Origin of the sequence: Bradyrhizobium sp. AUGA SZCCT0431 (genome assembly GCF_018131065.1) — a bacterium.
GTDB lineage: Bacteria > Pseudomonadota > Alphaproteobacteria > Rhizobiales > Xanthobacteraceae > Bradyrhizobium.
In genome coordinates this window covers 41,543-67,105 of sequence record NZ_JAFCLR010000044.1, presented here as the reverse complement: position 1 = coordinate 67,105, position 25,563 = coordinate 41,543, and the positions used below count along the sequence as shown (strand labels likewise).

The window sequence follows — 25,563 nt, the reverse complement described above, 5'->3', positions numbered from 1 at the left end:
AACGAGCACAGGCCCATACAAAATGCTCCGCCGAGCCCGAACGGCACCGACATGTCCTGCGGCATCGGTCCAAGCAGAGCGCGCGGCAGCACCATGGCCGCCGTCGCGCCGACCAGCGCCGTCACGGGCGCCCTCAGCAGAAGCGGCATCGCGCGGGCCAGCTGCCCGTCAAGGACGCCCACGATCGCCGATACCGGCAAAGTGAAGAAAAACAACGCCAACGCGATGGGCGGGACGAAGCTTTCAAAGGGCATTCCAACCGCGACCCAGGTCGTGAGAACGACCGATAACGGGCCTAACAGCAGGAACACCAGCGTTCGCTTCGTCATTGAAGTCAGCCCTTCATTGCAGATGGCTACGGCCATATTCGTGCGACAGCACTGAGCACACGCCCATGCAGAATGCGCCGCCGATCGCAAGCCACATCGACATCTCCTGCGGCAGCGGTCCAAGCAGGGCGGCCGGCAGACCGACGGCAGCCACCGCGCCGACAAGCGCGATCAGGGGCGCCCGCAAGGAGATCGACAAGGTGCGGGACAGGATGCCGTCGACGAGCCCGGTGATTGCCGATACCAGCAGCCCGATGACAAACACCTGCTTGCCGATGAGCACGAGCCAGGCGTTAAGTCCACCGCTCGCAACGTCGGGTGACAAGGCGACGAGAACTCCGAGGATCGGGCCCAGCAGCAGGAACACGAGCGCCCGTCGCGGCGAGGGTGGATCGGGCCATGCCGGCATGCCGCGCACGTCATCATTTTCGAGAGGATTCTCGGAAGACATATGCATCGTCCTTGCCTTTCTCTTGCCGTGTGAATTGGAGTTCGCGCGGGATGGCGCTCCAACGCGATCGTTGATGGGCCGGAGCGCGCCTCCGGAGAAACGGACGGCGGATGCCGAAGCAGCCGCCGCCCGCCTTCGCCAGCACGCGCCACAGGTTTACGCGGCCTTCGAAACTTCCATCAGCAGGCGCTCGGCTTTCGCATCTTCGATGCGGTTCACCAGCTTGCCGCTCTCGTGCATGTCACGGACGGTCTTGGTCAGGGTGACGCAGCACTGGACCATCATGATGATGCCCATCGTGAGATAGCCCTTCATCCAGAGATCGATCGGCAGATAGAACAGGCCGACGGCGACCATGAAGACGGAGGCGGCGAACGAAACATAGGTGAAGGTGACCCAGGCGGAGCTGTGGGGCTGGACATTCTGGTTCATGATAGTCTCCTGTGTGTGGACGTTTGAGGTTGGGTGTTAATCGAAGGCTTGGTTCAGAAGGCTTGGTTCAAGAATTAGTGCTGGCAGCTTGCGCACGCTTGGCGTTCAGCCGCGCGAGCACGTCGTCAGCGGTCGACTTCAGTCGTGGTCCAAAGCCCTGTTCGGCGAGCTTTTCGGCGGTCGCCAGCGGTCCTGAGGCGGCATCGAGTTCGATCAGGGCTTCGTCGGCGGCCTGGGCTTCGATCTGCCGTTCGCGCAGACGCTTCAGCGTCCGCTCCGCTTCGGGCAGCGTGGCTTCGTAAGGGCGCGCCGCTTCGACACCGCCGCGGCGCAAAGCGCGAACGGCTTCGGAGGCGCGGGCCAGACGACGGCCGCGGTCGAGATCGGTGATGCGGGCCTCGGCGCCCGAGACCTGGCGCTTCAGGCGCGTGATCTCCGAAGCGAACAGCGTGCGCGCGGTCATCGCGGCGTCGCGGTCGGCTTCGAGAGTGGCGATCTGCTGCGCTGCTTCGCGGGCGAGATCTTCCCGGCCGCCCTCGAGCGCCGCGGTGGCGCGGACTTCGAGATCGGCGATGCGGGCGTTGGTGGCGTCGAGCCGGCGGCCTTCCTGCTGGTCCTGCGCGATCGCCAGCGCCAGCGTCCGCTTGGAGCGCTCCACGGCCGCGGCCGCGTCGCGCATCTGCTGGTCGAGGATCAGAAGTGCGCTGCGGTCTTCCAGTTCTTCTCCCGCTGCAGCCACGCTACCCCGGAAGAGCGTCAAAACAGTTTTGAACATTGGTAACTCCCTGTGTTATGAGCGCTGCTCATGAATCTGTTGTAGCACATCTTGAGCATTGCTCAAGAACTATTTTGAGCATTGCTCAAGAAAAATGGAAAAGATGTCTAAGGCATTGGAAAGAAGAGCAAAATTACGGGAAAACTTGATCCTGGCGGCGGAACGGAGCATCTCCGCGGGCGGTTTGGGGGCCCTGAAGACGCGGGAACTGGCGCGGGAAATCGGCTGCGCCAATGGCGCGGTCTATAATCTGGTCGACGATATGGACGAACTGGTCCTGCTGGTGGGATCGCGCACGCTGCGACGGCTCGATGCTACGCTGAGCGAGGCCGAAAGCGCGGGTCCCCCCTCACCGGCCGAGACACTGGTGCGCATTGCGGTCGCCTATTGCGATTTCGCGGCCGAAAATCTCGAACTCTGGCGCGCGCTGTTCGAACACCGCATGACACCGGGCAAACCTATTCCGGAGTGGGCGGTCAGCGAGCAGATGGATCTGTTTCGTCACATCTTCCAGCCGCTCGCGGCACTGCTGCCATCACGATCGGCGGCAGAACTCGGCGTCACCGCGCGCAGTCTTTTCTCGGCCGTGCACGGCATGGTGCTGCTCGGCCTCGAACAGAAGCTGATCGCGGTGCCGGTCGAGGCGCTGCGCGCGGAGATCGCGGTTATTGTGAGAGCGATGGTGAAGGGGCTGACCTAACCCTACTGATAAATCAGGGCGTCTGGATCAGCCGCGGCTGATGTCGCTTATCCCGCGCGCTGTTGGCGACTTAGACGGCGCAATGGCGGATCAGTTGGCCTTCGTCGAACAGGCCTTTCGCCATGCGGTCGCGCGGGCACCAGATGGAGAGCCCGTACTCGTGCTCCGATTTTGTCTGGAGCAGCTCATCGGCAGCGATGCTGATGACGCAATCCTGCCCGCGCAAATCTTCCCAATTGTTTGCAAATTCCGGCTCGATGCCGAACAGCCGATGGCCGCGCCAGCCGGTCTCGCGCATGTCGACGAACGGGCGGTAGCACGATGGGAGTTCGTCATAGCCTTCGCCGTGGCGGAGGCGCGGATGCTGCCGCTGGATCGCGTCCCAGACTGCCTCGGCCCTGCCCGCGAGCATGTGCTTCGACATGTGCGGCAGCATCTCGTCATGCAGTTCGAGGCGCAGGCGCATGATTGCCTCGAAGGAATCCCTGTCGACGGCCTCGTCCTGCGGCCTTGAGAGCGCAAAGCCGCGCCAGACTTCGAGGGCTCCGATCACGTCCGGCGCCTTGCGGCCGATGATTTGGTAATGCGCAGTCGTGCAGCCTTCAACGACGCGAGGTCAATCTGCGCAATGAAGTGGAGCGGCGTTCCGTCCCTGTCTTTCGGCCATTCGAAGTTGCTCGGCGCTATCGGCGCGCCGCCGATCCACGACGTGGCGTCGCCAGAACGGTCGAAGGGCGAGTGGAACAGCAGGGCCCAGGCCGGCAGCTGTTTTGCGCGGTCCGGGTCGCGTGCGCGGTCAAATAGTTCGGCAAGCCAAGCATCATCATCATCCATTGGCTTAAGACCTCGATTGAAAGCGGAATGGTTTGGAAGCTGCGGCTGTCGTCCAGCTATGGCTGCGCGTTAATGAGCCCTGTTGTGCAACGACGCCGGCCGCGCCAGCTGCGGCGCCCCTGCCCGGCCGAGGAAAGCCAGCGCATGGAACAAGCCGCAGACGAACCAGCCCAGCGTCAGCGCGAGGAAAGACAGCGGCCGGAACATCGCGAGGATGTCAGCCAGCGACAAATAATGTCCCGCGATCACGCTGTGGTAGATCTGGGCTGAAATCGTCAGCAGAAGGGCGCCGATCAGGACAAAGAAAGCGATGCGTTGCGATCTGGTGAGCCACCGCATCGCCAGGAAATACAGCGGCGAGACGAAGGCCCCCGCCATCAAACCGCCCACGATCCAGAAATCCGTCATCTCAGCCCCCTGAGTTCTCGCAACCAGAGATACACAGGAGGCGTTGAAGGGCGGTGCGGAGGTGGAGTCGGATTTTAGTAAAATTTTATCGATGAGGTACGGCAGAACCGTAGGATGGGCAAAGCGTCAGCGTGCCCACCATTCCGGAGACGGTTGCGGGTAGATGGTGGGCACGGCGCTTGCGCGCCTTTGCCCACCCTACGCGTTCCTCACACCGTCAGAACCGTCGACCCGGTGGTCTTGCGTGCGCCGAGATCAGCATGGGCTTTTGCCGCGTCCTTTAGCGGATAGGTCTGATGCACCTCGATCTTGACCGCGCCTGATTTCACCACCTCGAACAATTCGTTCGCCATCGCCACGAGATTCTCGCGCTTGGCGGCGTAGGTGAACAGCGTCGGGCGGGTGACGTAGAGCGATCCCTTCGCAGCCAGCAGGCCGAGGTTGAGCGGTTCGACCGCGCCCGAGGACGCGCCGAACAGCGCGGCGACGCCAAGCGGCGCGAGGCAATCGAGCGATTTCAGGAACGTGTCCTTGCCGACGGAATCATAGACCACGGGCACCTTGGCGCCGCCGGTGATTTCGTCGACGCGTTTTACGAAATCCTCCTTGGTGTAAATGATCGTGTGGGCGCAACCGTGGGCTTGCGCGAGCTTCGCCTTCTCCTCGCTGCCGACGGTGCCGATCACGGTGGCGCCGAGGTGCTTGGCCCACTGGCCGAGGATCAGGCCGACGCCGCCGGCGGCGGCGTGCAACAGGATGGTATCGCCGGATTTGACGCGATAGGTCTGGCGGATCAGGTATTGGGTGGTCAGGCCCTTCAGCATCATCGCGGCCGCGGTCTTGTCATCGATGCCGTCGGGCAGCTTCAGCAGGCGATCGGCCGGGATCAGCCGCGCCTCGGCATAGGCGCCGAGCGGCGAGGCGCCGTAGGCGACGCGATCACCGGGCTTCAGGTCGGTGACCCCGCTGCCGACTTCCTCGACCACGCCGGCGCCCTCGCTGCCCAGCCCGCTCGGCAGTTGCACCGGATAGACTCCCGAACGGTTGTAGATGTCGACGAAGTTCAAACCGACCGCGGTGTGGCGGATGCGCGCCTCGCCCGGGCCGGGCTTGCCGACCTGGACTTCCTCCCAGCTTAGGACTTCGGGACCGCCGGTCTTGTGAAAACGGATGGCGTGCGTCATGGGATGCTTCTTCCTTCAGGTGAGATGGAAAGAGAGAAAAATGCTGGAGCGGTTCAGGTCTCGATGATGACGTAGCTGTCCTCGACATGGACCGCAAAGGTCTCGGCCACATAGGGGCCCTTCTCGAGGTCTTCAAGACCTTTGGCAAGATCTTCGACAAGCGCTTCGCCGCTTTCGATCGCGACCGGATAGGAGCGGATTTTGAAACGCTTCGGATCGAAATAGGATTGCCCGTTGCGCATGTCGAATTCCCAGCCGTGCCAGGCGCAGCGGAGCAGCTCGCCGACGCGCGAGCGCTGATAGACACCGGGCTCCGGCGAGGTCAGCCGCGCCACGCACGCCGCCTTCTCCAGCGGCGCTCCTGCATGCGGACAGCGATTGAGCAGCGCGAAGAACTCGCCATTGACGTGGAACACAACGATGTCCCGGCCTTCCACACCGAAAACCTTGTTGCCGCCGGGCGGGATGTCTGACGTGCGGGCGACGATATGACGGGCCATGCTTCGTTTACTTGTTCTTTTCTTGACGCGTTTTCTTCACGCGAACCGGTGTCCACTTCGCTTGAAAACGCTAGGTTAAAGTTTATAAACCGCGCGGGCGTTGCTAGAGAATATCTTCTGCCGCTCGATCTCCGACAGCGGCGTCCTGAACGCGAAGCGCGGATCGTCAAAGTCCCAATGCGGGTAATCCGACGAGAACAGCAGGCGATCGACACCGACCCATTCGATCAGCGAACGCAAATGTTTTGCCTCATCCGGCTCGTCGATCGGCTGCGTCGTGAACCAGAAATGCTCCTTCACATATTCCGACGGCTTGCGCTTCAGATGCGGCACCTCGCTGCGGAAGGTCCCAAAATGCCGGTCCATCCGCCACATCGCCGGCGGGATCCAGCCGAAGCCGCCCTCGATGAACACGATCTTCAGTTTTGGGAAACGCTCAGGGATGCCTTCAAGCACGAGGCTGGTGAGCATCGACGCCATCGTATGCGCGTTGGACTGGTGCTCCTCGACATAATAAGACGGCCAGCCGCCGCCGGTCGGCGCGTGCCCGCCATAACCGCCGACGTGAATGCCGAGCGGCAGGCCGAGTTCCTGCGCGCGCTCGTAGATCGGCCAGTAGCGGCGGCGTCCGAGCGGTTCGTTGGCGCGCGGGCAGACGTTGATCTGCACGTAGCGGCCAATTTTCGCGCAACGCTCGATCTCGGCGATCGCGAGCGCCGTGTCGTCCTGCCCGGCGAGGATCGAGGCTTTCAATCGCGGATCGCGATCGGACCAGAAGGCGAGCTGCCAGTCGTTGATGGCGCGCTGGATCGCGGCGCCGAATTCGAGGTTTTGCTGCGAAAAGATGAAGAGGTCGAGCACCTGCAAAATCCCATACTCGACATCAAGGGGATCGAGGTGCTGCTTCTGCATGAAGGCGAGATCGGATCCCGGAGGCCCGCCGGTCGGTGGCCAGGCGTCGCGCCGCGCGATCAGCGGCGAGGAGCGCGGATAGGGCGTGGTGCCGATATAGGGCGTGCGCAAATGGCTGCCGTAATCCCTGAAATGCTCCTGCCAGCGTTTCGACATGAACTGGTGCAGGTCGGTGTGGGCATGGATGCTCGGATGCACGTCGCAATCGATAATCCGCAGCCGGCTCTTGGCGGCGACTTCCTGTTCCAGAATCGGGCGGTCGATGACATCACTCATGCGAGCCTCCTTTAATTAAGCCGCAAGCTTCAGCCGCGGAAACGTCTCAAGCGGATTGTCGGCGCACATACGCGACACGATACTGGCCGGCAGATGCGGCGGCATCGCCTCATTGCCGTCGAACTGCCAGTGCGGGTAGTCGGACGCAAACAGGAACATCTTGTCGGAACCGATCTGCTCGATGATATCTGCGACGCCGGCCGCATCCGGCGGGCCGTCGAACGGCTGCATGGTGACGCGAAAATAGTCGCGGATGATCGAGGCCGGCTCGCGCTCGACCCAGGGCACCTCGACGCGCACCCCGCGCCAGGTCTTGTTGGCGCGCCACATGAAAGCGGGCAGCCAGCTGACGCCTGATTCCATCAGCACCACCTTCAAGTCCGGGAATTTGCCGAACACGCCTTCATAGACCAGGCTCAGCACCTGGGCCTGAAACGCCTGCGCTTCCATCAGATAATATTCGTAGCGGTAGGACGGCCAGCCGATAGAACTCGGCGCGCCCCGATATTGACTGCCGGCATGGATCGCGATCGGGAGTCTATGTTTCTCGGCGGCCTGATACACCGGCCAGAAGTGCCGCTTGCCGAGCAGCTGATCGCCCTGCGCCAGCACCAGCACGGAGACAAACCGCTGATCACCGGCAAGCCGCTCGATTTCCTCGACCGCGAGATCCGGCGCCTGCATCGGCACCACGATCGAGGCGCGCAGCCGCGAATCCTTCGAGAGCCATTCGGCCGCGATCCAGTCGTTGATCGCCTTGCAGAACGCGGCCGCCATATAGGGATCGAACACCGCCTGTGCGCCGTAGAGCACGTTGCAGATCGCGTGGCTGGCGCCGAGCTGGTCGAACGCGCCGCGCTGCACCATCGCGAGGTCGCTGCCGGGCTTGCCCGTCGCAGGGCGCCAGTCGGCGCGGCCGGACAACGGCATGCTCGGCGGATAGGAATTGAGATCGAGGCCGTCGATGGCGCGGCTGACGACCTGTTCCTTCCAGTGATCATCGAGATAGGGCAGCAGCGTGGTGCGGGTTCCGCCCACCGCGGGATGGATATCGCAGTCGATCCGCGTGGCCGTCATGGCGTTTCCTTGGGAGTCTTTATTGGCAACGCGTGCGTCGCCCCGCAAATGTGCCGCCGATGTGCCGGCTGCGCAAGGGTCGAGCGTGGAAACCGACCGGGTAGCAGACATTGGATGGACGCATACCGAGCGATATTCGCGGCCTTGCGGCACGGCGGCAAAGCGCAAATACTCGTCTCAAGCGGGGCCTGGAAGACGTCAGTGAGATTCCGGCTGAACCCGCACGAAACAGAGACCGGGGGAGAAACGTTATGACGCATACGGAGCGGAAGGCCGCCAGTAGCGAGAACAGCATGCAGATCGACCGGCGCAGATTCCTGGGAACGACGGGTCTTGCTGCCTTCGGAGTCACCCTCGGCATTTCCGGCAGCGGCGCCGACATTCCCGCCGCCTATGCACAAGGCACGGCGCCCGCGGCCGCCGCGCCGAAGGGGCCGCAATATCTGAAATTCCCCGGCAAGAATGAAAAGCTCGTCCTGCTCGGCGACAAGCCGCTGGTGGCGGAGACGCCGGAAAGCCTGCTCGACGACGACACCACGCCGATCGAGAAATTCTTCATCCGCAACAACGGGCAGCTGCCCGAAGAGACGAAGGATCCCGACGCCTGGAAAATCACCATCGACGGCGAGGTCAATAACAAGATCGAGATCACGCTCGGCGAGTTGAAATCGAAATACAAGGCGGTGACGCGGCGCATCGTGCTGGAGTGCGGCGGCAACGGCCGCGGGGCATTCTCGCCGCCGGCGCGCGGCAACCAGTGGAGCAATGGCGGGGTCGGCTGCGCCGAATGGACCGGCGTGACGCTTGCCGATGTGCTCAAGAGCGCGGGGCTGAAGCCAAGCGCCAAATACACCGCGCACTATGCGGCCGACCTGCATCTGTCAGGCGACGCCAGCAAGCCGACGATCTCGCGCGGCGTGCGGATCGAAAAGGCGATGGATCCCAACACGCTGATCGTGTGGGCCATGAACGGCCAGCCACTGCCGAACATCCATGGCGGGCCGGTGCGCTTGATCGTGCCGGGCTGGCCCGGCTCGGCGTCGCAGAAATGGCTGACCAAGATCACCATCCGCGACAAGGAACATGACGGGCCGGGAATGACCGAATTTTCCTATCGCACCCCGATCAAGCCGATGATCCCGGGCGACAAGGGTGATCCGTCGAATTTCCGGATCCTGGAGTCGATGCCGGTTCGCTCTGTTATCACCAGCCCGGCGAACGGCGCCAAGTTCGCGGCCGGGACGAAGGAGCTGAAACTGCGCGGTGCGTCATGGGCCGGCGATCTCACGGTGAAGCAGATCGACGTCTCGACCGATTTCGGTGCGAGCTGGCAGCGGGCGAAACTGGAAAAGCCGAAGAACAAATATGACTGGCAGCGCTGGACCGCGAGCGTGAAGCTGGCTTCCGACGGCTATTTCGAAATCTGGACGCGTGCAACCGATTCCAAGGGAGCGATGCAGCCGCACCAGGCCGGCTTCTGGAATCCGCAAGGCTATGGCGGCAACGCCATGCACCGGATCGCGGTGCTGGTGGGCTGATGCTGCGACCTTTGGGAATGGCTGTCGCCGCACTGCTCTGGATGGCGCCGGCGATCGCCCAGACCGCCTTCACGCCGCGTGACGAAACCCCGGAGGAGTTTACCGCCGGGACCGGCCGCGACGAGACCTTCTACGCCTGCACCGCCTGCCATGGTTTCAAACTCGTGGCCCAGCAGGGCATGACGCGCGCGCAGTGGGACGATTCGATCAACCTCATGATCAAGCGTCACAACATGCCGCCGCTGGGTGAGAAGGATCGCGCCGTGGTGCTGGGCTATCTCGAAGCTGCCTATCCGCCGCGAACGCCCGCCGCACGCGGCGGCTGGCAGAACCCGTTTGCCAAATGAGGTGACGTGGCTCGCACAGCGGTGGCGACGCTGGTTGCTTTTGAAACGACAATTGAGCGGGTTCCCAACATCGGAACTGAGACCGGTTGCCTGCGCCCGCGGCTCCGGATCATCCGAGGTACCTCCGCTGCGCATTTGGAGAACAGGAGCATGCGCGTAGCTTGCGCGCCGCAGGCAAGCACTCCTTGCCATCTGCTGTCCATAAAACGGTGATGTACCGAACTCTCCGTTGCTTCCGAGTGGCAGCGTTAGTGCAATCGGCAGGGATTTCAAAACTTCAGCTGTTTCTGATGCAAACCATGCACTCGCGTTTTGCGTGCGCTGCGCACTGCATTCGCTCCACTATTTGCTGGAGGAAATGGATATGGCACTCAGCTTCAATCGAACAGACTACCTCGCTGGGCCTGGCCCTCACGGAGCTGCCATTGGGGATCTCGATGGTGACGGCGTGCTTGACATTGCAGTAACCAACTACTTCAGCAGCACGGTTTCGGTCTTGCTCGGCAACGGCGACGGGACCTTTCAAACGCCAACCGCGTACGCGACGGGAGGTGATGGGGTTGTTTCGGTTCAGATCGGTGACCTGAATGGAGACGGAAAACCGGACCTTGTCGCTACCAATGAAGGAAACGACACGGTATCGGTCCTCTTGGGTATCGGAGACGGCACCTTCGCAAATGAGATGTCATATACGACCGGCAGCCGCCCGCATGGCGTTGCTATTGCCGATGTCAACGAAGACGGAAACTCAGACCTCTTAGTAGACGATTTCTCAAGCAACACGGTTTCCGTATTTTTGGGCACCGGTGATGGCGACTTCCAACCACGGACGACGTTCCCAACGGGGCTGGACCCTTACGCCATCAAGGTTGGTGATCTTAATGCCGACGGCAATCCCGATCTGGTTGTCGGTAATATGAATAGCAACACCCTCTCGGTCCTCTTGGGGAATGGGGACGGAAGCTTCCAAGCACAAACCACCTACGCGACCGGCAATGCTCCATTTGAAGGCGCCCTCGGAGACCTCAACGGGGACGGAAAACTGGACTTTGCTATTGCTAACGTCGGCGATACGACCGTGTCGGTACTTTTGGGAAATGGCGATGGCACCTTCCAGCCACAGGTAACTTACGCGGCCGGTAATGGCCCCACCGCGGTCGTCATTGGTGATTTGAACGGGGATAGTACGCCCGATCTTGCGGCAAGTAATAGTGACAGCGAAGTTGCAGTTTTGCTCGGCAATGGTGACGGCACGTTCCAAGGACCGGTGAGCTATTCGGTGGGCGGTTCTGCTACCTGGCTCGTTATAGGAGACCTTGATGGCAACGCTAAACCAGATCTCGCCACAGCCAATGGATTTGGCAGCGACACTGTTTCGGTTCTGCTGAACACGACGGAGATGCCCAACAACAATCCAGTTATCACCTCCAACGACGGCGAGTTGGCCGTCTTTTACCCCTTCGATGAAACGGGCGGTTCGATCGCACACGACCAGCAGGGCGAGCACGACGGGACAATTTTTGGCGCCACTCACGTGCCGGGAGTGACAGGTAACGCCCTGCAATTCAATGGATCGTCCGATTATGTCAGTGTGCCCGATTCACCCGAATGGAATTTGGGAAGCGAGTTCACCATCGAGTTCTGGGCCAATTTCAATTCCGTCCCTGATGGTGGCCAGGGAGACGGCCAAGGGGGTGTCCCGATAGGGCAAGATGAAGGTGGCGGATCACAGAATAAATGGTTCTTCGAAGTGTTTTCCGAGGGCATCGGCTTCCACGTCAACACAACCAGCGGAGAGCACTTCTTTATTGCCGCCCCATTTGAGCCCACACCCGGACAGTGGTACGCGTTCGCTCTCACCAAGTCTGGATCGTCCTACCAGTTTTATGTCGACGGGCAACCGGTCGTCTCGGCCGACGCGGCATTAGCCATCCCGGATGTCGCCGCGCCGCTGACAATCGGCCGAGCCGAGGAAGCTTTTTACTTCGATGGCCAGCTTGACGGTGTGGCAATCCGTCACCGCGCGTTGTCGCAAGCCGAGGTCCTGCAGGGCTATCAGGATAACGCAGCGGCGCCGGATGCAAGCTCTGCAACAATCTCGATATCCGAAAATACCACCTCGGTGACGACGGTTGTCGCAACCGATCCGGATGCCGATCAGACTTTGAGCTATTCAATTGTTGGCGGCGCAGACGACACCAAGTTCATGATCAACCCGACGACCGGCGCGCTCGCCTTCGTCACGGCGCCTGACTTCGAGGCACCAGCCGACGACGGTACCAACAATGTCTATGACGTGATCGTGGAGGTCTCGGACGATAACGGCGGCGTCGACACGCAGGCGATATCGGTCACGGTGCAGAACGTGCCCGGCGTTACCCTCAATGGTACCAGCAAAGCAGACACCCGGACGGGATCGGGCGAGGAGGATGTCATTAACGGGCTGGGCGGCAACGATACGCTCAACGGCCTGGCTGGCAACGATGTGCTCAATGGCGGGGCCGGCAACGACAGGCTTAATGGCGGTACAGGCAATGACGCCATGGCCGGCGGCACTGAAAACGACACCTACGTCGTCGACAGTCTTGGCGACACGGTGACCGAAGCAGTGAACCAAGGCACGGATACAATCGAGACGACGCTCAATTCGTTCTCGCTGGGCAGCGTGGCCAACCTCGAGAACCTGACCTTTACCGGAGCCGGCGACTTTGTCGGGACGGGCAATGCCCTGAGCAATACGATCAGGGGAGGCAACGGAAACGATCGCTTTGTCGCGACCATTGGCGACGGCAATGACAGTTACTTCGGCGGCAACGGACTGGATACCCTTGACCTGTCCGGCACCACGGCTGATGCTACCGTCACCGGCAGCACCGCAACGAGCGCCCAAATAGGCACTGATTCCTTGAGCGGCATCGAAAATGTGATCGGCAGCCAGGGGAACGACAAGATCACCGGCACCGGCGCGGCGAACGTGATCAATGGCGGCAACGGCAATGATACGATGGATGGCGGCGGCGCCAGCGACACCTTCGTATTTGCACCGGGCTTCGGCAACGACAACATCAATGCCTTCGACGCCAACCCGAAAGGCGGGCAGGACTTCCTCGACATTTCGGCATTCGGGATAGCGCCCATCGATTTTGCCACCAGAGTCACCATTGCCGACGTCGGGGCCGATACACTCGTCACGATCGACAGCGACCCAGGCCAAACGATCCGGTTGGTTGGCATCGGCAACGCCACAACAGTGACGCAGGCCGACTTCTTGCTGCTCTAAGGGGGATCGCGCTTCGCCGTACGGCGACGGCGGCCGGCGCGGGCGGCCGCCAGTCAGATCCGGTACAGCCGGCTCGCGGTGTCATGCAGGATAGCGGCCTGTTCGGCATCTGACAGATGCGCGATGGCGCTCCGGAACGTGCGGTACAGCGTGCCGTAATCGGTCCAGAGCTTTTCGATCGGAAAATTGCTGCCGTAGAAACAACGGTCCGCGCCGAACATCTCGACCGTTTCCTTGACGATCGGACCGATCAATTCGGCGCGGCAGGCGTGAACGAAGGTGCCGAGCCCGGAGAGCTTGACGTTGACGTTCGGGCATTGCGCCAACGCCGCCATGCCGTCGCGCCAAAGCTGCCAACCCGAAGCCGACATGTCTTCCAGCATGCCGGCATGTTCGAGCACGAACACGATGTCCGGGAACGACCGCGCCAGCTTCGCGCCGTCCGCCATCTGGGAAGCGAAGATCTGCAGTTCGAACAGCAGACCGTGATCGGCCAGCATCGCGAGACCACGGCGCCAGTCCGCATCGTTCATCACGTCCGCGCGCGGCGCGAAGCGGTATTGCGCGTTCTCATGCCAATGTAATTGCTGGCGGATGCCCCGTGTCGCCGGCAGCGCCACCAGACGCTTGAGCAGAGTGCCGGCGTCGGGATCGGCCAGGTCGGCATGGGCGACATTGGCGTGCGGCCAGCCCGTCGTATCCGCAATCGACTGAACCCACCGCGCCTCGTCGTAGCTCCGCCCCGCGGGCCAGTTGGTCTGGATATAGATCGATTTGACGATCTCGCAGTCCATGATGTCGCTGCGGTATTCGTAGATCGAGTAGTCGCGGCAGATCGGCTTGTAAGGTCCGAAAATGCGCGGCACAGGCGGCCCGGACAGCCAGGGCAGATCATTCAGACGCCAGACATGATGGTGCGCGTCGACGGTCGGAATCGATTTCATGGAGGGGTTCGCTTACGGCTTCGCTGTGGGGTCGGCGGCTTCGCCGAAGATTTCGGCGGCGATCCGCACAGGCTCGATCGCGGCCGGCACGCCGCAATACATCGCGACCAGCAACAGCACATCCTGCACCTGCTCCTTGGTGCAGCCGTTCGCCAGCGCGCCCTTGGCATGGACGCGGAATTCGGCCGGCTTGCCGCTGGCCGCCATCATGCCCAGCATCACCAGGCTGCGAATATCGTCGGAGAGCGCCGGCCGTTCCCAGACGTCGCCATAGACATAGGCATTGATGATGTTCTGCAGCGGCGCGCCGAATTCGCCTGCTGCAGACATGCGCTCGGCGACATCGGCCTCGCCGAACAGCTTTTTGCGCCGGCGCAGGCCTCGGGCGTACAGTTCACTGGTGTCCAATTCGAACTCCCACGCGGCGTTGGCAACCTGACCTGATTTATACGGTCATTTTACGGACGGCTAGATCCGTAAAAATAGCCATTTTCGGCCACCGTATCTTGCATCATATCTATTTGTCCGTATAAATCCAGAACAGAAATCCGTAAAGAGATTTCGCCGATGATGGCTGGAGGAAACAGGATGAAGCTGCGATTTCGCATTCTCGCCGGTCTGGTCCTGCTCGGACTGTCGGGACCGCAGGCCAACGCCGCCGACGAATATCCAACGCGGCAGATCAAGATCATCGTGCCGTTTCCCGCCGGCGCCGGACCCGACCAGGTCGCGCGCCTGATCGGCCAGCGCCTGCAGGAGGATCTTGGGCAGACGGTCGTGATCGAGAACCGCAGCGGCGCGCTCGGCAGTCTCGGCGCGCAGGAAGTCGCGCGCAGCGCGCCTGACGGTTACACCCTGCTGATGGGAACCAACACCACCCAGGCCAGCAACGTCGCGATGTTCAAAAGCCTGCCCTACGATCCGGCAAAAGATTTTGTACCTGTCATCCGCACCATCACGACAGCGATGGTGCTGCTGGTGAAACCGGACTTCCCGGCCAAGGATCTCAAAGAGTTCATGGAATACGCCAAGAGCCGTCCGAGCCTGACCGCCGGCTATGGCTCCGGCGCCTCGCAGATATCGAACGCGCAGCTGCAGAGCCGGGGCGGCATGACGATCCTCTCGGCGTCGTATCGCGGCGTGCCGCTGGCGGTCACCGACGTGATCTCGGGCGTGATCGATCTGGCCTTTGCGGATTTCTCGGTCGCGATCCCGCAAATGCAGGGCGGCACGCTGCGCGGCATCGGCGTGACGTCGCCGAAGCGGAACCAACTGACGCCGGACCTGCCTCCGCTCGCCGATGCCATGCCGGGCTTCGAGGCGACGATCTGGTACGGACTGCTGGCGCCCGCGAAGACGCCGGAGCCGGTCGTCAACCGGCTCTACACCGCAACCCGGAAAATCCTGTCGACGCCGGCGGTGCGCGAAAGGCTTGCGAGTCTCGGCATGGTCGTTGCCCCGATGCCGCCGGCCGAATTTGGCGAATTCATCGCTGGCGAAATCACGCGATGGACGGCCGATGCCAAGGCCGCCGGCATCGAAGCCAAATAGGCGCGGGATGATGACAAGGGACGCGCCGGCCGGGATCATCGGCCTCGGCCTGATGGGCATCGCGCTCTCGGCGCGGCTGATCGACGCGAAGATCCCGCTGATCGGGTTCGATATCGATCCGGTGCGATGCAAAATGTTCAAGGCCAGTGGCGGCATGGTCGCAAATTCGGTGCGCGAACTCGCCGGGCGTTGCCGAACAATCATCGTCGCCGTCTATTGCGGCGAACAGGTCGAGGCATTGCTCGATGAAATCAACGATGGCGCCGGCGCCGCGCGGCCGGTCGTGATCTGCGCCACGACCTGCGGACCCCGCGAAATCATCCGGATTGCCGCGCGCGCATCAGGCACCGGCCTGCCGCTGGTGGAGGCGCCGATATCCGGCACCAGCACCGAGGTGCTTGATGGCACCGCCACGGCGCTGCTGGCCGGCGACGACGGCGTCATCGACCAGGCCCGCGGACTCTTGAATATACTCTGCCCGCGCAGCCTCCGCGTTGGTGCGATCGGTGACGCCAGCCGGGCCAAGCTCGCGATCAACCTGATCCTGCAGAATAACCGCGCCGCCCTGGCCGAGGGAATCGCATTCGCCGAGCGCATGGGGCTGGACGGATACGCCTTCCTGGCGGCGGCGCGGCAATCGGCCGCCTGTTCCCGTGTGATGGACTCCAAGGGCGAGAAGATGTTGACGCGGGACTATCGGCCGCAGTCACATATCGCGCAGACATTGAAGGATGCCGAATTGATCATCGAGGAAGCCGGGCGATGCGGCATGCATCTGCCCCTCACCACCACCCAGGCCGAACTTTTGCGCGCGGCGATCACGCTCGAGGGCCCGAAGCGCGACAGCGCCGCGGTGATCGAGGCGATCCGGCGACCATCGGCCCTAGCTGGGGTGTTGCGATGATCCGTGCCGCCATTGCCGGTCTCGGCCGCTGGGGCCGCAATCTGGTCGAAGCCGCCAGCGGCCATCCGCGGCTGAAGATCGTCCGCGCCGTCGAGCCTGACATCAAGGCGGCGCAGGAATTTTGCAGCCAGCACGATCTCGAATTGACCGCCGATCTCGATGCGGTCCTGGCCGATGAGACGATCGGCGCGGTCCTGCTGGCGACGCCGCATTCGCTGCATCCGGCGCAGGTGATCGCCTGCGCGCGTGCGCGAAAGCAGCTTTTTTGCGAGAAGCCGCTGGCGCTGACGCGTGCCGACGCCGCGCGGATGTTCGGTGCCTGCCGCGAGGCCGGGGTCATGCTGGCCGTCGGCCACAACCGGCGGTTCTGGCCATCGATCCGCGCCCTGCACGAGACGCTGGCGAGCGGCCAGCTCGGGACCATCCTTCACGTCGAGGGCCACAACAGCAACGAAAACTCGCAGAAAATCACCAGCGGATGGCGGCTATCGCCGGACGAATCGCCCGGCGGCGGCTTCACCGGCGCAGGCCTGCATGTGCTCGACGCCTTCGTCAGCATGATGGGGCCGGTGGAACGGGTCTATGCCCGGCTGCGTCAGCGCGAGACCGGCCCGCCGCCGCTCGATACGGCGGTCGTGGCGCTGGATTTTGTCAATGGCGTCACCGGCACCCTTGCCACCGTGCGGGCAACGCCGTTCTACTGGCGCATACACCTGTTCGGAACGGACGGCTCCGCCGAGGTGCTGGATGAAACGACCATGATCCTGCGAAAGAGCGGCGCTGCGCCGCAACGGCTCACCTATCCAGCTACCGACGTGCTGCGCGCCGAGCTCGACGCCTTTGCCAGCGTGATCGAGAACAAGGGTTCATTCCCGGTGCGGGAAGCCGAGGTGCTGGCGACCTTGTCGGCGTTCGAGGCGGCGCTGCAATCGATGAAATCCGGCCTTCCCGTGCAATGTCAAAACCTTCAAGAAAATGCCGGTCAACATGGCCGCTAAAAAAGAACCACGCAAATCGGCGCGCTACCGCGACATCGCCGCCGAGCTGCAGAAGGAAATCCGGCTTGGTTCGACGCCGGTCGGCGAGCTACTGCCGACCGAGACCGAATTGATGGCGCGCTTTTGCGCCAGCCGCCAGACCGTGCGCGAGGCGCTGCGGATCATTACCGAGCAGGGCCTGATTGTGCGGCGGGCCGGGCTCGGCTCGGTGGTGATCGCGACCGAGCCACCGGTATTGTTCACGCACAGCGTCAAATCACTCAATGAATGGCTGCGATATTCCAACGAGACCTATCGCCAGGTGGTGAGCTCCAGCGATGTTGTCGCCGACCGCAACCTCGCCGCCCTGCTCAAATGCGAACCCGGCAAGCACTGGTTCCTGATCGAGGCGATCCGGCGCTCCGATGAATTTGCGGATCCGCTGGGCTGGGTGGAAATCTATGTGCTGCGGAAATTCGCCGGCGTGGTGAAACGGCGCGATCATGGCCGCAGCCCCGTGCATGAACAGATCGCCAAGATGTTCGGCGAAACCATCGAATACGCGCAACTGGAAGTGTTCGCGCGCGGCATGCCGGCGAAACTGGCAAAGGCGCTCGGGGTCAAGCCCGGTTCACCCGCGCTGACGATGGTGCGCCGTTACTACGGCCTGCGCGAGGAACTGTTCGAGGTCACCGTCACCACGCATCCGGAGGGACGGTACACCTACACCATGGACATGCAGCGCTCGCTGCGGCCGAAGGTGTAGCGGAGATTGGTGGGGCCGCGCCCCCTCTTCCTTCTCCCCTTGTGGGAGAAGGTGCCTTCGCGAAGCGAAGGCGGATGAGGGGTCTCTATCCATGGAGAAGTCTGCATCCGCGGAGACAACCCCTCACCCGTCGCCTCACTTCGTGAGGCGCCACCCCAAGAGCGAGCTTCGCTCGTCTCGGCTCCCACAAGGGGAGAGGGGAAGAAGAAGCGTGCATTGACAGACAAATCGATCCCCCTCCAATGTTCGCAACAGAACAACAAGAAGGGTGGATCGCGTGGCGGGCAACGAACAAGAAACGTATCAATGCGACGTGCTGGTGGTCGGCTCGGGCTGTGCCGGCCTGTCGGCGGCGGTCACCGCGGGGCATCAGGGGCTCAAGGTGCTGGTCGTCGAAAAGGAGCCGCGCTTTGGCGGCACCACCGCGCGTTCCGGCGGCTGGCTGTGGATTCCCGGCACCTCGCTGGCGCGCAACTGGGGCATCGTCGAAAGCCCCGAGCAGGCGCGAACCTATCTGCGGCATGAAGCAGGCAATTCCTTCGATGCCGCGCGCGTCGAAGCGTTTCTGACCGCCGGTCCCGAAGCGGTGGATTTCTTCACCAGCAAGACCGCGGTGCGTTTCGACATGCCGCTGACCTTTCCGGATTATCACGCCGAGGCCCCCGGCGGCGCGCAGGGCGGCCGCTCGATGGTGACGCGGCCGTTCGACGGAAGTGAACTCGGCGAGCACCTCAAGGACATCGGCGCGCCCCTGCCCGAACTCACCGTGTTCGGCATGATGCTGGGCTCCGGCAAGGAGATCGTCCATTTCATGCGCGCGACCAAGTCGCTGACCTCGGCGCTGTTCGTCGCCAAACGGCTGTCGAAGCATCTCGTCGACGTGATCCGCCACGGCCGCGGCATGAACCTCACCAACGGCAATGCGCTGGCCGGACGTCTCGCCAAATCGGCGTTCGACCTGAAGATCCCGTTATGGCTGTCGTCACCGGTGCGCGAACTGATCAGCGACAACGGCGCGGTGCGTGGCGCGATCGTCGAGCGCGATGGGCGCAAGATTCGCATTAATACAAAGCGCGGCGTCATCCTGGCCTGCGGCGGCTTTCCGCATGATGTGGCGAGGCGCAAGGCGATGTTCCCGCACGCCCCTACCGGCAACGAGCATTATTCGCCCGGCCCGATCGGCAACACCGGCGACGGCTTGCGGCTGGCGGAATCCGCCGGCGGACACGCCGAGGATACACTGCCCAATGCTGCGGCCTGGGTGCCGGTCTCGATCACCACGCGCAAGGACGGCAGCAAGGGCGTGATGCCGCATTTCATCGACCGCGCCAAACCCGGCGTGATCGCGGTGACGCGCGAGGGCGTGCGCTTTGCCAATGAGGGCAATTCCTACCACGACTTCGTGCAGGACATGATGAAAGTGGCAAAACCCGGCGAGGAGATCGCGGCGTTCCTGTTGTGCGATCATCGCGCCTTGCGCAAATATGGCCTCGGCTGCGTGCCGCCGTTTCCGATGCCGCTCGGCCATCACTTGCGCACCGGCTATCTCAAGCGCGGCGCGACCCTGGCCGAACTCGCTGCGCAGGCGGGCATCGACGCCAAAGGCCTTGAGGCGACGGTCGCGCAGTTCAACAAGAACGCCGCCGACGGACAGGACCCGGCATTCGGCAAGGGTTCGCGCGCCTACAACCGCTACCAGGGCGATGCGCTGCACGGCCCCAACCCCTGCATCGCGCCGATCAAGGACGGGCCGTTCTATGCGATCAAGATGGTGATCGGCGATCTCGGCACCTATGCCGGCATCCGGACCGACGCCAATGCGCAAGCGCTCGATGCGCAGGGGCGACCGATCGCAGGCCTCTATGCCGTCGGCAACGACATGGCGAGCATCATGGGCGGCAATTATCCCGGCGCCGGCATCACGCTCGGCCCGGCGCTGACGTTCGGGTACATCGCAGGACGGCACATCGCGGGGCAAGCGGCATGACGGATTCTCAGTTGCCGATTTTGCATCATTTCGAGGCCTCGCCCTTTTCCGAGAAGATCCGCGTGATCTTCGGCTTCAAGCAGATCGCCTGGCAGTCGGTGCTGATCCCGCGCATCATGCCGAAGCCGCATCTGGTACCGCTCACCGGCGGCTATCGCCGCACGCCGGTCATGCAGATCGGCGCCGATATTTTCTGCGACACCCGGATCATCCAGCGCGAGATAGAGCGGCGCTTTCCCGAGCCGACGCTGTTTCCGGGCGGCAATGGCGGCGTGCCTGACATGACCGGCCTGTGGACCGATCGAATCTTCTTCGGCAGCGCCGTGTTCCTGGTGTTCGGCTCGCTCGGCGACAAGGTCCCGCAGGATTTCATCGACGACCGGACCAAATTGCGCGGAGCGCCGTTCGACGTGAAGGCGATGGCGGCGGCATTGCCGCATCATCGCGACCAGTTTCGCAGCCACGCGGCGCTGATCGAGGCGCAGCTCGCGCACGGCGGGAAGTTCCTGCTCGGCGAATTCAGCCTCGCCGATGCCGGCTGCTACATGAACATCTGGTACGTTCGCTCGAACCTGCCTGAACTCGCCGACGAACTGCTGGCCGAATTTCCGCGGCTGCGCGACTGGGAGGACCGGGTCCGCATCCTCGGCCACGGCACCCGCACCGAACTCTCGGGACAGGACGCGCTCACCGTTGCGGCGAAAGCCTCACCCGAGGCCCGTGCGCCGGAGGCGACGCGCGATTTCGAAGGCCGTAGGATCGGCGACGTCGTGAAGGTTTCGGCCGATGAGCCGGTCAAGACGCCGATCGAGGGCGAGATCGTCTCGCTATCGGTTCATCACATCGCGATCCGCAGGCGCGATCCTGACCTCGGCGAGGTCGTCGTTCACTTTCCGCGGCTTGGGTATGTCGTGTCGCCCGCCTGATTTGCGGACCGGGCAGATCGCGGGCGGAGGTTTGGTTAAGCCCGAGTTTCGAGCCATGCCCGGATCGACACTGCCAATCGAAGGTGCCGTCTCTCGTTATGGAACGAATGCTGATCGGCTCGATTGTGTTTCGATCGAACCGGAGATCTCCTGGTGCGCACGTTCCGCCTGTTCACGGCTCTTGTTCCCGTTCTCCTCCCGGCGACCGTCCTGGCGGCCAGCGCCGAGTGGCAGAGGTATGTAATCCCCAGCACCGGAACCAACGTCGAAATTCCGGTGACGATTTTCAGCAGGGACGCCGAACTGCCGGATGGTGGAACCGGGCGGCGTTTCTACACCGACGATCGCCGCGCTGATTTGACCGTCCAATCGGTTGCAAATCCCGAGAACGACTCGCCCGCGGCGTTTCTGGCGAAGAAGAATCCGCCGCCCGGCATCATCTACAAAAGGGTGACGCCGAACTTCTTCGTGGTGTCCAGCATCCGCAACGACCGGATTTGGTACAACCGCTGTAACCGTTCGGCCGGCTATATGAATTGCGTCCTGATCAATTATCCCGCCGCGGAAAAACGGCAATGGGATCGCGTGGTCACCCGAATAAGCCACACATTGGCCAACTAGCATTCGCAAGCGCCCCGCTGCAGATGCTTAAATTCCGGGCTAATCGGGAAAAAATGGCAATAGAGTTCCTGGGGCAGGAACCCCTGATGCTGCACTGCGTTGCACATGGTCGCCAGCAACCACGAGTGATTTTGTGAACCGCAGATACTTCCTCGCAGCTTCCGCCTTGCCGCTCGTATCGATCGCGGCGCCAGGACTCCTGACCTCCGCGCGCGCGCAGCCGGTGCCGTTTGACCGATCCCTTGTGCGGCAAATGGCGCGCGATCTGGCCGGCAAAGCGTTCAAGGCGCCCGACAATAAACTGCCGGATAATCTGAAGGATCTGGATTACGATCGCTACCGGGCAATTCGGTTCTTGCCGGAACGCGCGCTCTGGCGCGGCGAAAAGCTGCCTTTCGAAGCGCAGTTCTTTCATCGCGGATTTTTCTACGCCAACCGAGTCGATATCTATGAGGTGAAGGACGGCCAGGCGGCGAAGATCGCCTATCAACCCGACCTTTTTTCATTCGGCAAGCTGGCGCCACCCGGCGCAGGTGTCGATCTCGGCTTTGCCGGCTTTCGGCTTCATGCGCCGATCAACAAATCAGACTATTATGACGAGGTTTGTGTTTTTCTCGGCGCGAGCTACTTCCGGGCCGTCGCCAAGGGCCAATTGTACGGGCTTTCGGCGCGCGGGCTTGCGATCAACACCGGCGAAGCCAAGGGCGAAGAGTTCCCGTCGTTCAAGGCATTCTGGATCGAGAAGCCGGCAGCCAACGCCAAATCCATTGTCGTGCACGCCTTGCTCGACAGTGAAAGCGCGGCGGCGGCCTATCGCTTCACCATCCGGCCCGGCGATGCCACCGTCTTCGACGTGGAAATGGCGATCTATCCCCGAGTGGATCTGGAGCGTGCCGGCCTGATGCCGATGACAAGCATGTTCTTTTTCGGACCGAACGACCGCAAGGACGTCGACGACTTCAGGCCATCCGTCCATGATTCCGACGGGCTGTTCGTGGCCAACGGCCGTGGCGAGGAGCTTTGGCGGCCGCTTCATAATCCCACGGATCTTCAGATCAGCGCCTTCGCCGACCTCAACCCGCATGGCTTCGGGTTGATGCAGCGCCAGCGGGATTTTCTCGCCTACCAGGACCTCGAATCCGGTTTCGAGCGGCGGCCAAGTCTGTGGGCGGAGCCGATCGGAGACTGGGGCGAAGGTTCGGTCAAGCTGATCGAAATTCCGACCAAGGAAGAAGTGCACGACAATATTGCGAGCTTTTGGCAACCCAAGGCAGCTTTGCAGGCCAAGGGCGAACACACCTACACCTATCGGCTGAATTGGGGCCCGGACATTCCGAAGCCGACCCCGCTGGCGCGGTTTTCCCGAACCGGCATCGGCGCAAGAGGCGATAACGCGACGCTGTTCGTGCTGGACCTGATCGGCGACAGGTTGAAGTCCGTCGACCCAAAGACCCTGCGGGGCGTTGTCACCGCGGAGAAGGCCAAGATCCAGAACATCGTCACCCAGCCGAATCCGGCCTCCGGCGGCTGGCGTTTGAGTTTCGAACTCCTGAAGGAGAAGAATCCCGTCGAAATTCGCGCGTCGCTGATGCAGGAGAACGAGGCGGTATCGGAAGTTTGGGTATATCGATGGACACCTTAGGGAAGGTCCACGGATCGCTTCAGCGCAGCGATCGTCCCTTCAATCAATTCCTGCCCCGGGAGGCGCCAATGGATATGGCGCTTCGGCCGCAGCAGCGATTACAACCGCAAGCCCAAGCCGCGGATTTCACGACGGCATGGCCCAGGCGCGCATGCATCCTTGCCGGCACCGTCTTGCTGACCCTGGCCGGCTGCTACGAAATGTACCAGGTGCTCCAGGTCGGAGGCGTGACGATCCTGGAGTGGATGATCCTCGTGCTGTTCGTCCTGTTGTTTGCATGGATTGCCTTTTCCTTCACGTCGGCGATTGCCGGTTTCTTCGTGCTGCTGTTTCGACGCAAGGACGAACTCGGCATCGATTCCAGCGCGGCCCTGCCGGCGATCGAAAGCCGAACCGCGATGTTGCTGCCCACCTACAATGAGGATCCCTATCGCGTTCTGGCCCGGCTGCGCGCCATCTGCGAATCGGTTGAGGAAACCGGATACGCTTGCCAGTTCGACTGGTTCGTTCTGAGTGACACGACCGATCCCGCGATCTGGATCGCCGAGGAAAAGTGCTTTCTTCAACTCCGGCATGAGGCCGGGCCGGCAGCCAGGATTTTCTATCGTCACCGTCCGGAAAACACCGCGCGCAAATCCGGCAATATCGAAGATTGGGTCAGGCGGTTTGGCTCCGACTATGAATGCATGCTTATTCTGGATGCCGACAGCCTGATGACGGGGGACACCATCGTGCGGCTGGTCGCTGCGATGGAGCAACACCGACACGTCGCGCTGATCCAGACGCTGCCAATCGTGGTCAACGCCAGAACGTTGTTCGCGCGGTGGCAGCAGTTTGCCGGGCGGCTGTACGGCCCGCTGATCGCCGCCGGAATTGCCTGGTGGCATGGATCCGAAGGCAATTACTGGGGGCATAACGCCATCATCCGCGTCAGCGCGTTTGCCCGCTACGCCGCCCTTCCGGAACTGAGGGGCCGCAAGCCGTTCGGCGGGCACATTCTCAGCCATGATTTCATCGAAGCTGCGTTCATGCGGCGTGGCGGTTGGGCCATCCATATGGCGCCCACGCTCGGCGGCAGTTACGAGGAATGCCCGCCATCGCTGCTGGATTTTGCCGCCCGCGACAGGCGATGGTGTCAGGGCAATCTGCAACATCTGGCGGTGCTGCCGTCGCGCGGCCTGCACTGGGTCTCGCGGCTCCATCTCCTGACCGGGATCGGATCCTACCTGACGGCGCCGCTCTGGTTCATCTTTCTGGGACTCGGAATCCTGGTCTCGTTGCAGGCGCAGTTTGTCAGGCCCGAATATTTTCCGAAGGGGTTTTCGCTGTTTCCGACATGGCCCGCGCAGGACCCGATCCTGGCGGCCTGGGTATTCGTCGCCACGATGGGCATGCTGATTCTGCCCAAACTGCTCGCCTATATCGTCATGCTCACCCATCGTGACGAGCGAAGAAAGTTCGGCGGAGGCTTTCGGGTCCTTGCGGGGATTGTCGCCGAGACATTCCTTTCAGGCCTGACGGCGCCGGTGATGATGATCTTCCAGTCGTCCGCGGTCGGAGAGATCCTGTTGGGGCGCGATGCCGGATGGCAGGTTCAACGCCGCGACGACGGCGCGGTGTCGCGTAAAGATACGCTTCGCAAATATTCGGTTCCGACATTCTTTGGCGTCGCGATGGCCATCAGCGCCTACGCGGTGTCGTTGCCGCTGCTGCTATGGATGATGCCGGTCATTCTCGGCCTCCTGCTTGCCATTCCGCTTGCCACGCTGTCTTCCTCGGCCAGCGCAGGCGCTGCTTCCAGCCTGTTCAGGACACCGGAGGAGACCTCGCCACCGCAGGTCTTGCGGCGGGCCAACGAACTGGCCAGCGCCTCGCACCGGGCGGTTTCCTGCCCGCTTCTCGAACTCCGCCGTGACCCCGACCTGCGCGAGGCGCATCTCGACAATCTGTCCGGCCCGAGGCCGCGGAATCGCGGCGAGGTCGATCCGCATCTCGCGATCGCGCGCGCCAAGATCGAGGATGCCGAAACCTTCGACGAGGCGGCCGCGTTCCTCAGCCCACGCGAGACATTTGCCGCCCTGCATTCGCCGGCCGTTCTTGGCGCCCTGCTGGATTTGCGACAGACGACCAATGAGCAGCGCAGGGATTGAACCCTACGGCTCTGGCTGGATTGGCTGGCGGATGCATGGACCGCAACAGGCG

Annotated in this window: 26 protein-coding genes; 13 read left to right on the top strand and 13 right to left on the bottom strand. The window is 62.5% G+C overall.

Annotated elements, in window-relative coordinates; genetic code table 11:
* From JQ567_RS31465 to JQ567_RS31450, 4 genes are all read right to left on the bottom strand, one after another.
* Positions 1–329: hypothetical protein (locus JQ567_RS31465; RefSeq protein WP_212442429.1), on the bottom strand; the 329-nt coding region annotated here is incomplete at its 3' end.
* A gap of 13 nt (positions 330–342) precedes the next feature.
* Complete coding sequence (locus JQ567_RS31460) at positions 343–780, bottom strand: hypothetical protein (RefSeq protein ID WP_212442428.1); 438 nt, start codon at positions 778–780, stop codon at positions 343–345.
* 156 nt (positions 781–936) lie between these two features.
* On the bottom strand, positions 937–1,212 hold the full coding sequence (locus JQ567_RS31455) for a YiaA/YiaB family inner membrane protein (RefSeq protein WP_212442427.1): 276 nt from the start codon (positions 1,210–1,212) through the stop codon (positions 937–939).
* 67 nt (positions 1,213–1,279) lie between these two features.
* Positions 1,280–1,987, bottom strand: a complete 708-nt coding sequence (locus JQ567_RS31450) for a PspA/IM30 family protein (RefSeq protein ID WP_212442426.1) — start codon at positions 1,985–1,987, stop codon at positions 1,280–1,282.
* Positions 1,988–2,090: 103 nt separating this feature from the next.
* On the opposite strand from JQ567_RS31450, the gene JQ567_RS31445 reads away from it, so the two are divergent.
* The gene (locus JQ567_RS31445; protein ID WP_212442425.1) at positions 2,091–2,687 is read left to right on the top strand and encodes a TetR/AcrR family transcriptional regulator; all 597 of its coding nucleotides are present in this window, start codon (positions 2,091–2,093) and stop codon (positions 2,685–2,687) included.
* Positions 2,688–2,757: 70 nt separating this feature from the next.
* Here the strand turns inward: JQ567_RS31445 and JQ567_RS31440 are convergent, their stop codons facing one another.
* The 7 genes from JQ567_RS31440 to JQ567_RS31410 form a co-directional block, all read right to left on the bottom strand.
* Entirely contained in the window at positions 2,758–3,240 is a 483-nt protein-coding gene (locus tag JQ567_RS31440) for a hypothetical protein (RefSeq protein ID WP_212442424.1), read from the bottom strand.
* Positions 3,237–3,521, bottom strand: coding sequence for a DUF1963 domain-containing protein (locus JQ567_RS31435; protein ID WP_212442423.1), 285 nt, complete (start codon positions 3,519–3,521; stop codon positions 3,237–3,239). Before JQ567_RS31435 ends, JQ567_RS31440 begins: the two co-directional genes overlap by 4 nt.
* Positions 3,522–3,590: 69 nt before the next feature.
* Entirely contained in the window at positions 3,591–3,929 is a 339-nt protein-coding gene (locus tag JQ567_RS31430; protein WP_212442422.1) for a hypothetical protein, read from the bottom strand.
* Positions 3,930–4,138: 209 nt separating this feature from the next.
* Entirely contained in the window at positions 4,139–5,113 is a 975-nt protein-coding gene (locus tag JQ567_RS31425; RefSeq protein WP_212442421.1) for a quinone oxidoreductase, read from the bottom strand.
* A 53-nt stretch (positions 5,114–5,166) separates the two neighbouring features.
* Entirely contained in the window at positions 5,167–5,613 is a 447-nt protein-coding gene (locus JQ567_RS31420) for a Rieske (2Fe-2S) protein (RefSeq protein WP_212442420.1), read from the bottom strand.
* A gap of 75 nt (positions 5,614–5,688) precedes the next feature.
* Positions 5,689–6,801: an amidohydrolase family protein gene (locus JQ567_RS31415; RefSeq protein WP_212442419.1), complete on the bottom strand. Its 1,113-nt coding sequence runs from the start codon at positions 6,799–6,801 to the stop codon at positions 5,689–5,691.
* A gap of 15 nt (positions 6,802–6,816) precedes the next feature.
* Positions 6,817–7,878, bottom strand: a complete 1,062-nt coding sequence (locus tag JQ567_RS31410; RefSeq protein WP_212442418.1) for an amidohydrolase family protein — start codon at positions 7,876–7,878, stop codon at positions 6,817–6,819.
* Positions 7,879–8,129: 251 nt separating this feature from the next.
* On the opposite strand from JQ567_RS31410, the gene JQ567_RS31405 reads away from it, so the two are divergent.
* The 3 genes from JQ567_RS31405 to JQ567_RS31395 all read left to right on the top strand — a co-directional run bounded on the left by JQ567_RS31405 (position 8,130) and on the right by JQ567_RS31395 (position 13,043).
* Positions 8,130–9,416, top strand: a complete 1,287-nt coding sequence (locus tag JQ567_RS31405) for a sulfite oxidase (RefSeq protein WP_212442417.1) — start codon at positions 8,130–8,132, stop codon at positions 9,414–9,416.
* The gene (locus JQ567_RS31400; RefSeq protein WP_212442416.1) at positions 9,416–9,763 is read left to right on the top strand and encodes a hypothetical protein; all 348 of its coding nucleotides are present in this window, start codon (positions 9,416–9,418) and stop codon (positions 9,761–9,763) included. The genes JQ567_RS31405 and JQ567_RS31400 overlap by 1 nt, the downstream gene beginning before the upstream one ends.
* Positions 9,764–10,127: 364 nt before the next feature.
* Entirely contained in the window at positions 10,128–13,043 is a 2,916-nt protein-coding gene (locus JQ567_RS31395; RefSeq protein WP_212442415.1) for an FG-GAP-like repeat-containing protein, read from the top strand.
* Between the two features lie 53 nt (positions 13,044–13,096).
* Here the strand turns inward: JQ567_RS31395 and JQ567_RS31390 are convergent, their stop codons facing one another.
* Positions 13,097–13,987, bottom strand: a complete 891-nt coding sequence (locus JQ567_RS31390; RefSeq protein ID WP_212442414.1) for an amidohydrolase — start codon at positions 13,985–13,987, stop codon at positions 13,097–13,099.
* Between the two features lie 12 nt (positions 13,988–13,999).
* Complete coding sequence (locus JQ567_RS31385) at positions 14,000–14,395, bottom strand: carboxymuconolactone decarboxylase family protein (RefSeq protein ID WP_212442413.1); 396 nt, start codon at positions 14,393–14,395, stop codon at positions 14,000–14,002.
* Between the two features lie 180 nt (positions 14,396–14,575).
* Between JQ567_RS31385 and JQ567_RS31380 the strand changes: the two genes are divergently transcribed.
* The 9 genes from JQ567_RS31380 (at position 14,576) to mdoH (ending at position 25,511) form a co-directional block, all read left to right on the top strand.
* Complete coding sequence (locus JQ567_RS31380) at positions 14,576–15,538, top strand: tripartite tricarboxylate transporter substrate binding protein (protein WP_212442412.1); 963 nt, start codon at positions 14,576–14,578, stop codon at positions 15,536–15,538.
* Between the two features lie 10 nt (positions 15,539–15,548).
* Positions 15,549–16,442: an NAD(P)-dependent oxidoreductase gene (locus JQ567_RS31375; protein WP_212442411.1), complete on the top strand. Its 894-nt coding sequence runs from the start codon at positions 15,549–15,551 to the stop codon at positions 16,440–16,442.
* Complete coding sequence (locus tag JQ567_RS31370; protein WP_212442410.1) at positions 16,439–17,440, top strand: Gfo/Idh/MocA family protein; 1,002 nt, start codon at positions 16,439–16,441, stop codon at positions 17,438–17,440. Before JQ567_RS31375 ends, JQ567_RS31370 begins: the two co-directional genes overlap by 4 nt.
* A complete protein-coding gene (locus JQ567_RS31365; protein ID WP_212442409.1) occupies positions 17,430–18,185 on the top strand; it encodes a GntR family transcriptional regulator in 756 nt (251 codons plus the stop codon). Before JQ567_RS31370 ends, JQ567_RS31365 begins: the two co-directional genes overlap by 11 nt.
* A 277-nt stretch (positions 18,186–18,462) precedes the next feature.
* Positions 18,463–20,172, top strand: a complete 1,710-nt coding sequence (locus JQ567_RS31360; protein WP_212442408.1) for an FAD-dependent oxidoreductase — start codon at positions 18,463–18,465, stop codon at positions 20,170–20,172.
* Complete coding sequence (locus tag JQ567_RS31355; RefSeq protein ID WP_212442407.1) at positions 20,169–21,098, top strand: glutathione S-transferase family protein; 930 nt, start codon at positions 20,169–20,171, stop codon at positions 21,096–21,098. The genes JQ567_RS31360 and JQ567_RS31355 overlap by 4 nt, the downstream gene beginning before the upstream one ends.
* Before the next feature lie 150 nt (positions 21,099–21,248).
* Positions 21,249–21,719 (top strand): hypothetical protein, encoded by a 471-nt coding sequence (locus JQ567_RS31350; RefSeq protein ID WP_409363645.1) that lies wholly within the window; start codon positions 21,249–21,251, stop codon positions 21,717–21,719.
* Positions 21,720–21,852: 133 nt separating this feature from the next.
* A complete protein-coding gene (locus JQ567_RS31345; RefSeq protein WP_212442406.1) occupies positions 21,853–23,361 on the top strand; it encodes a glucan biosynthesis protein G in 1,509 nt (502 codons plus the stop codon).
* Positions 23,349–25,511, top strand: a complete 2,163-nt coding sequence (mdoH, locus tag JQ567_RS31340) for a glucans biosynthesis glucosyltransferase MdoH (protein WP_212442405.1) — start codon at positions 23,349–23,351, stop codon at positions 25,509–25,511. The genes JQ567_RS31345 and mdoH overlap by 13 nt, the downstream gene beginning before the upstream one ends.
* The last annotated feature ends 52 nt before the right edge of the window (positions 25,512–25,563 follow it).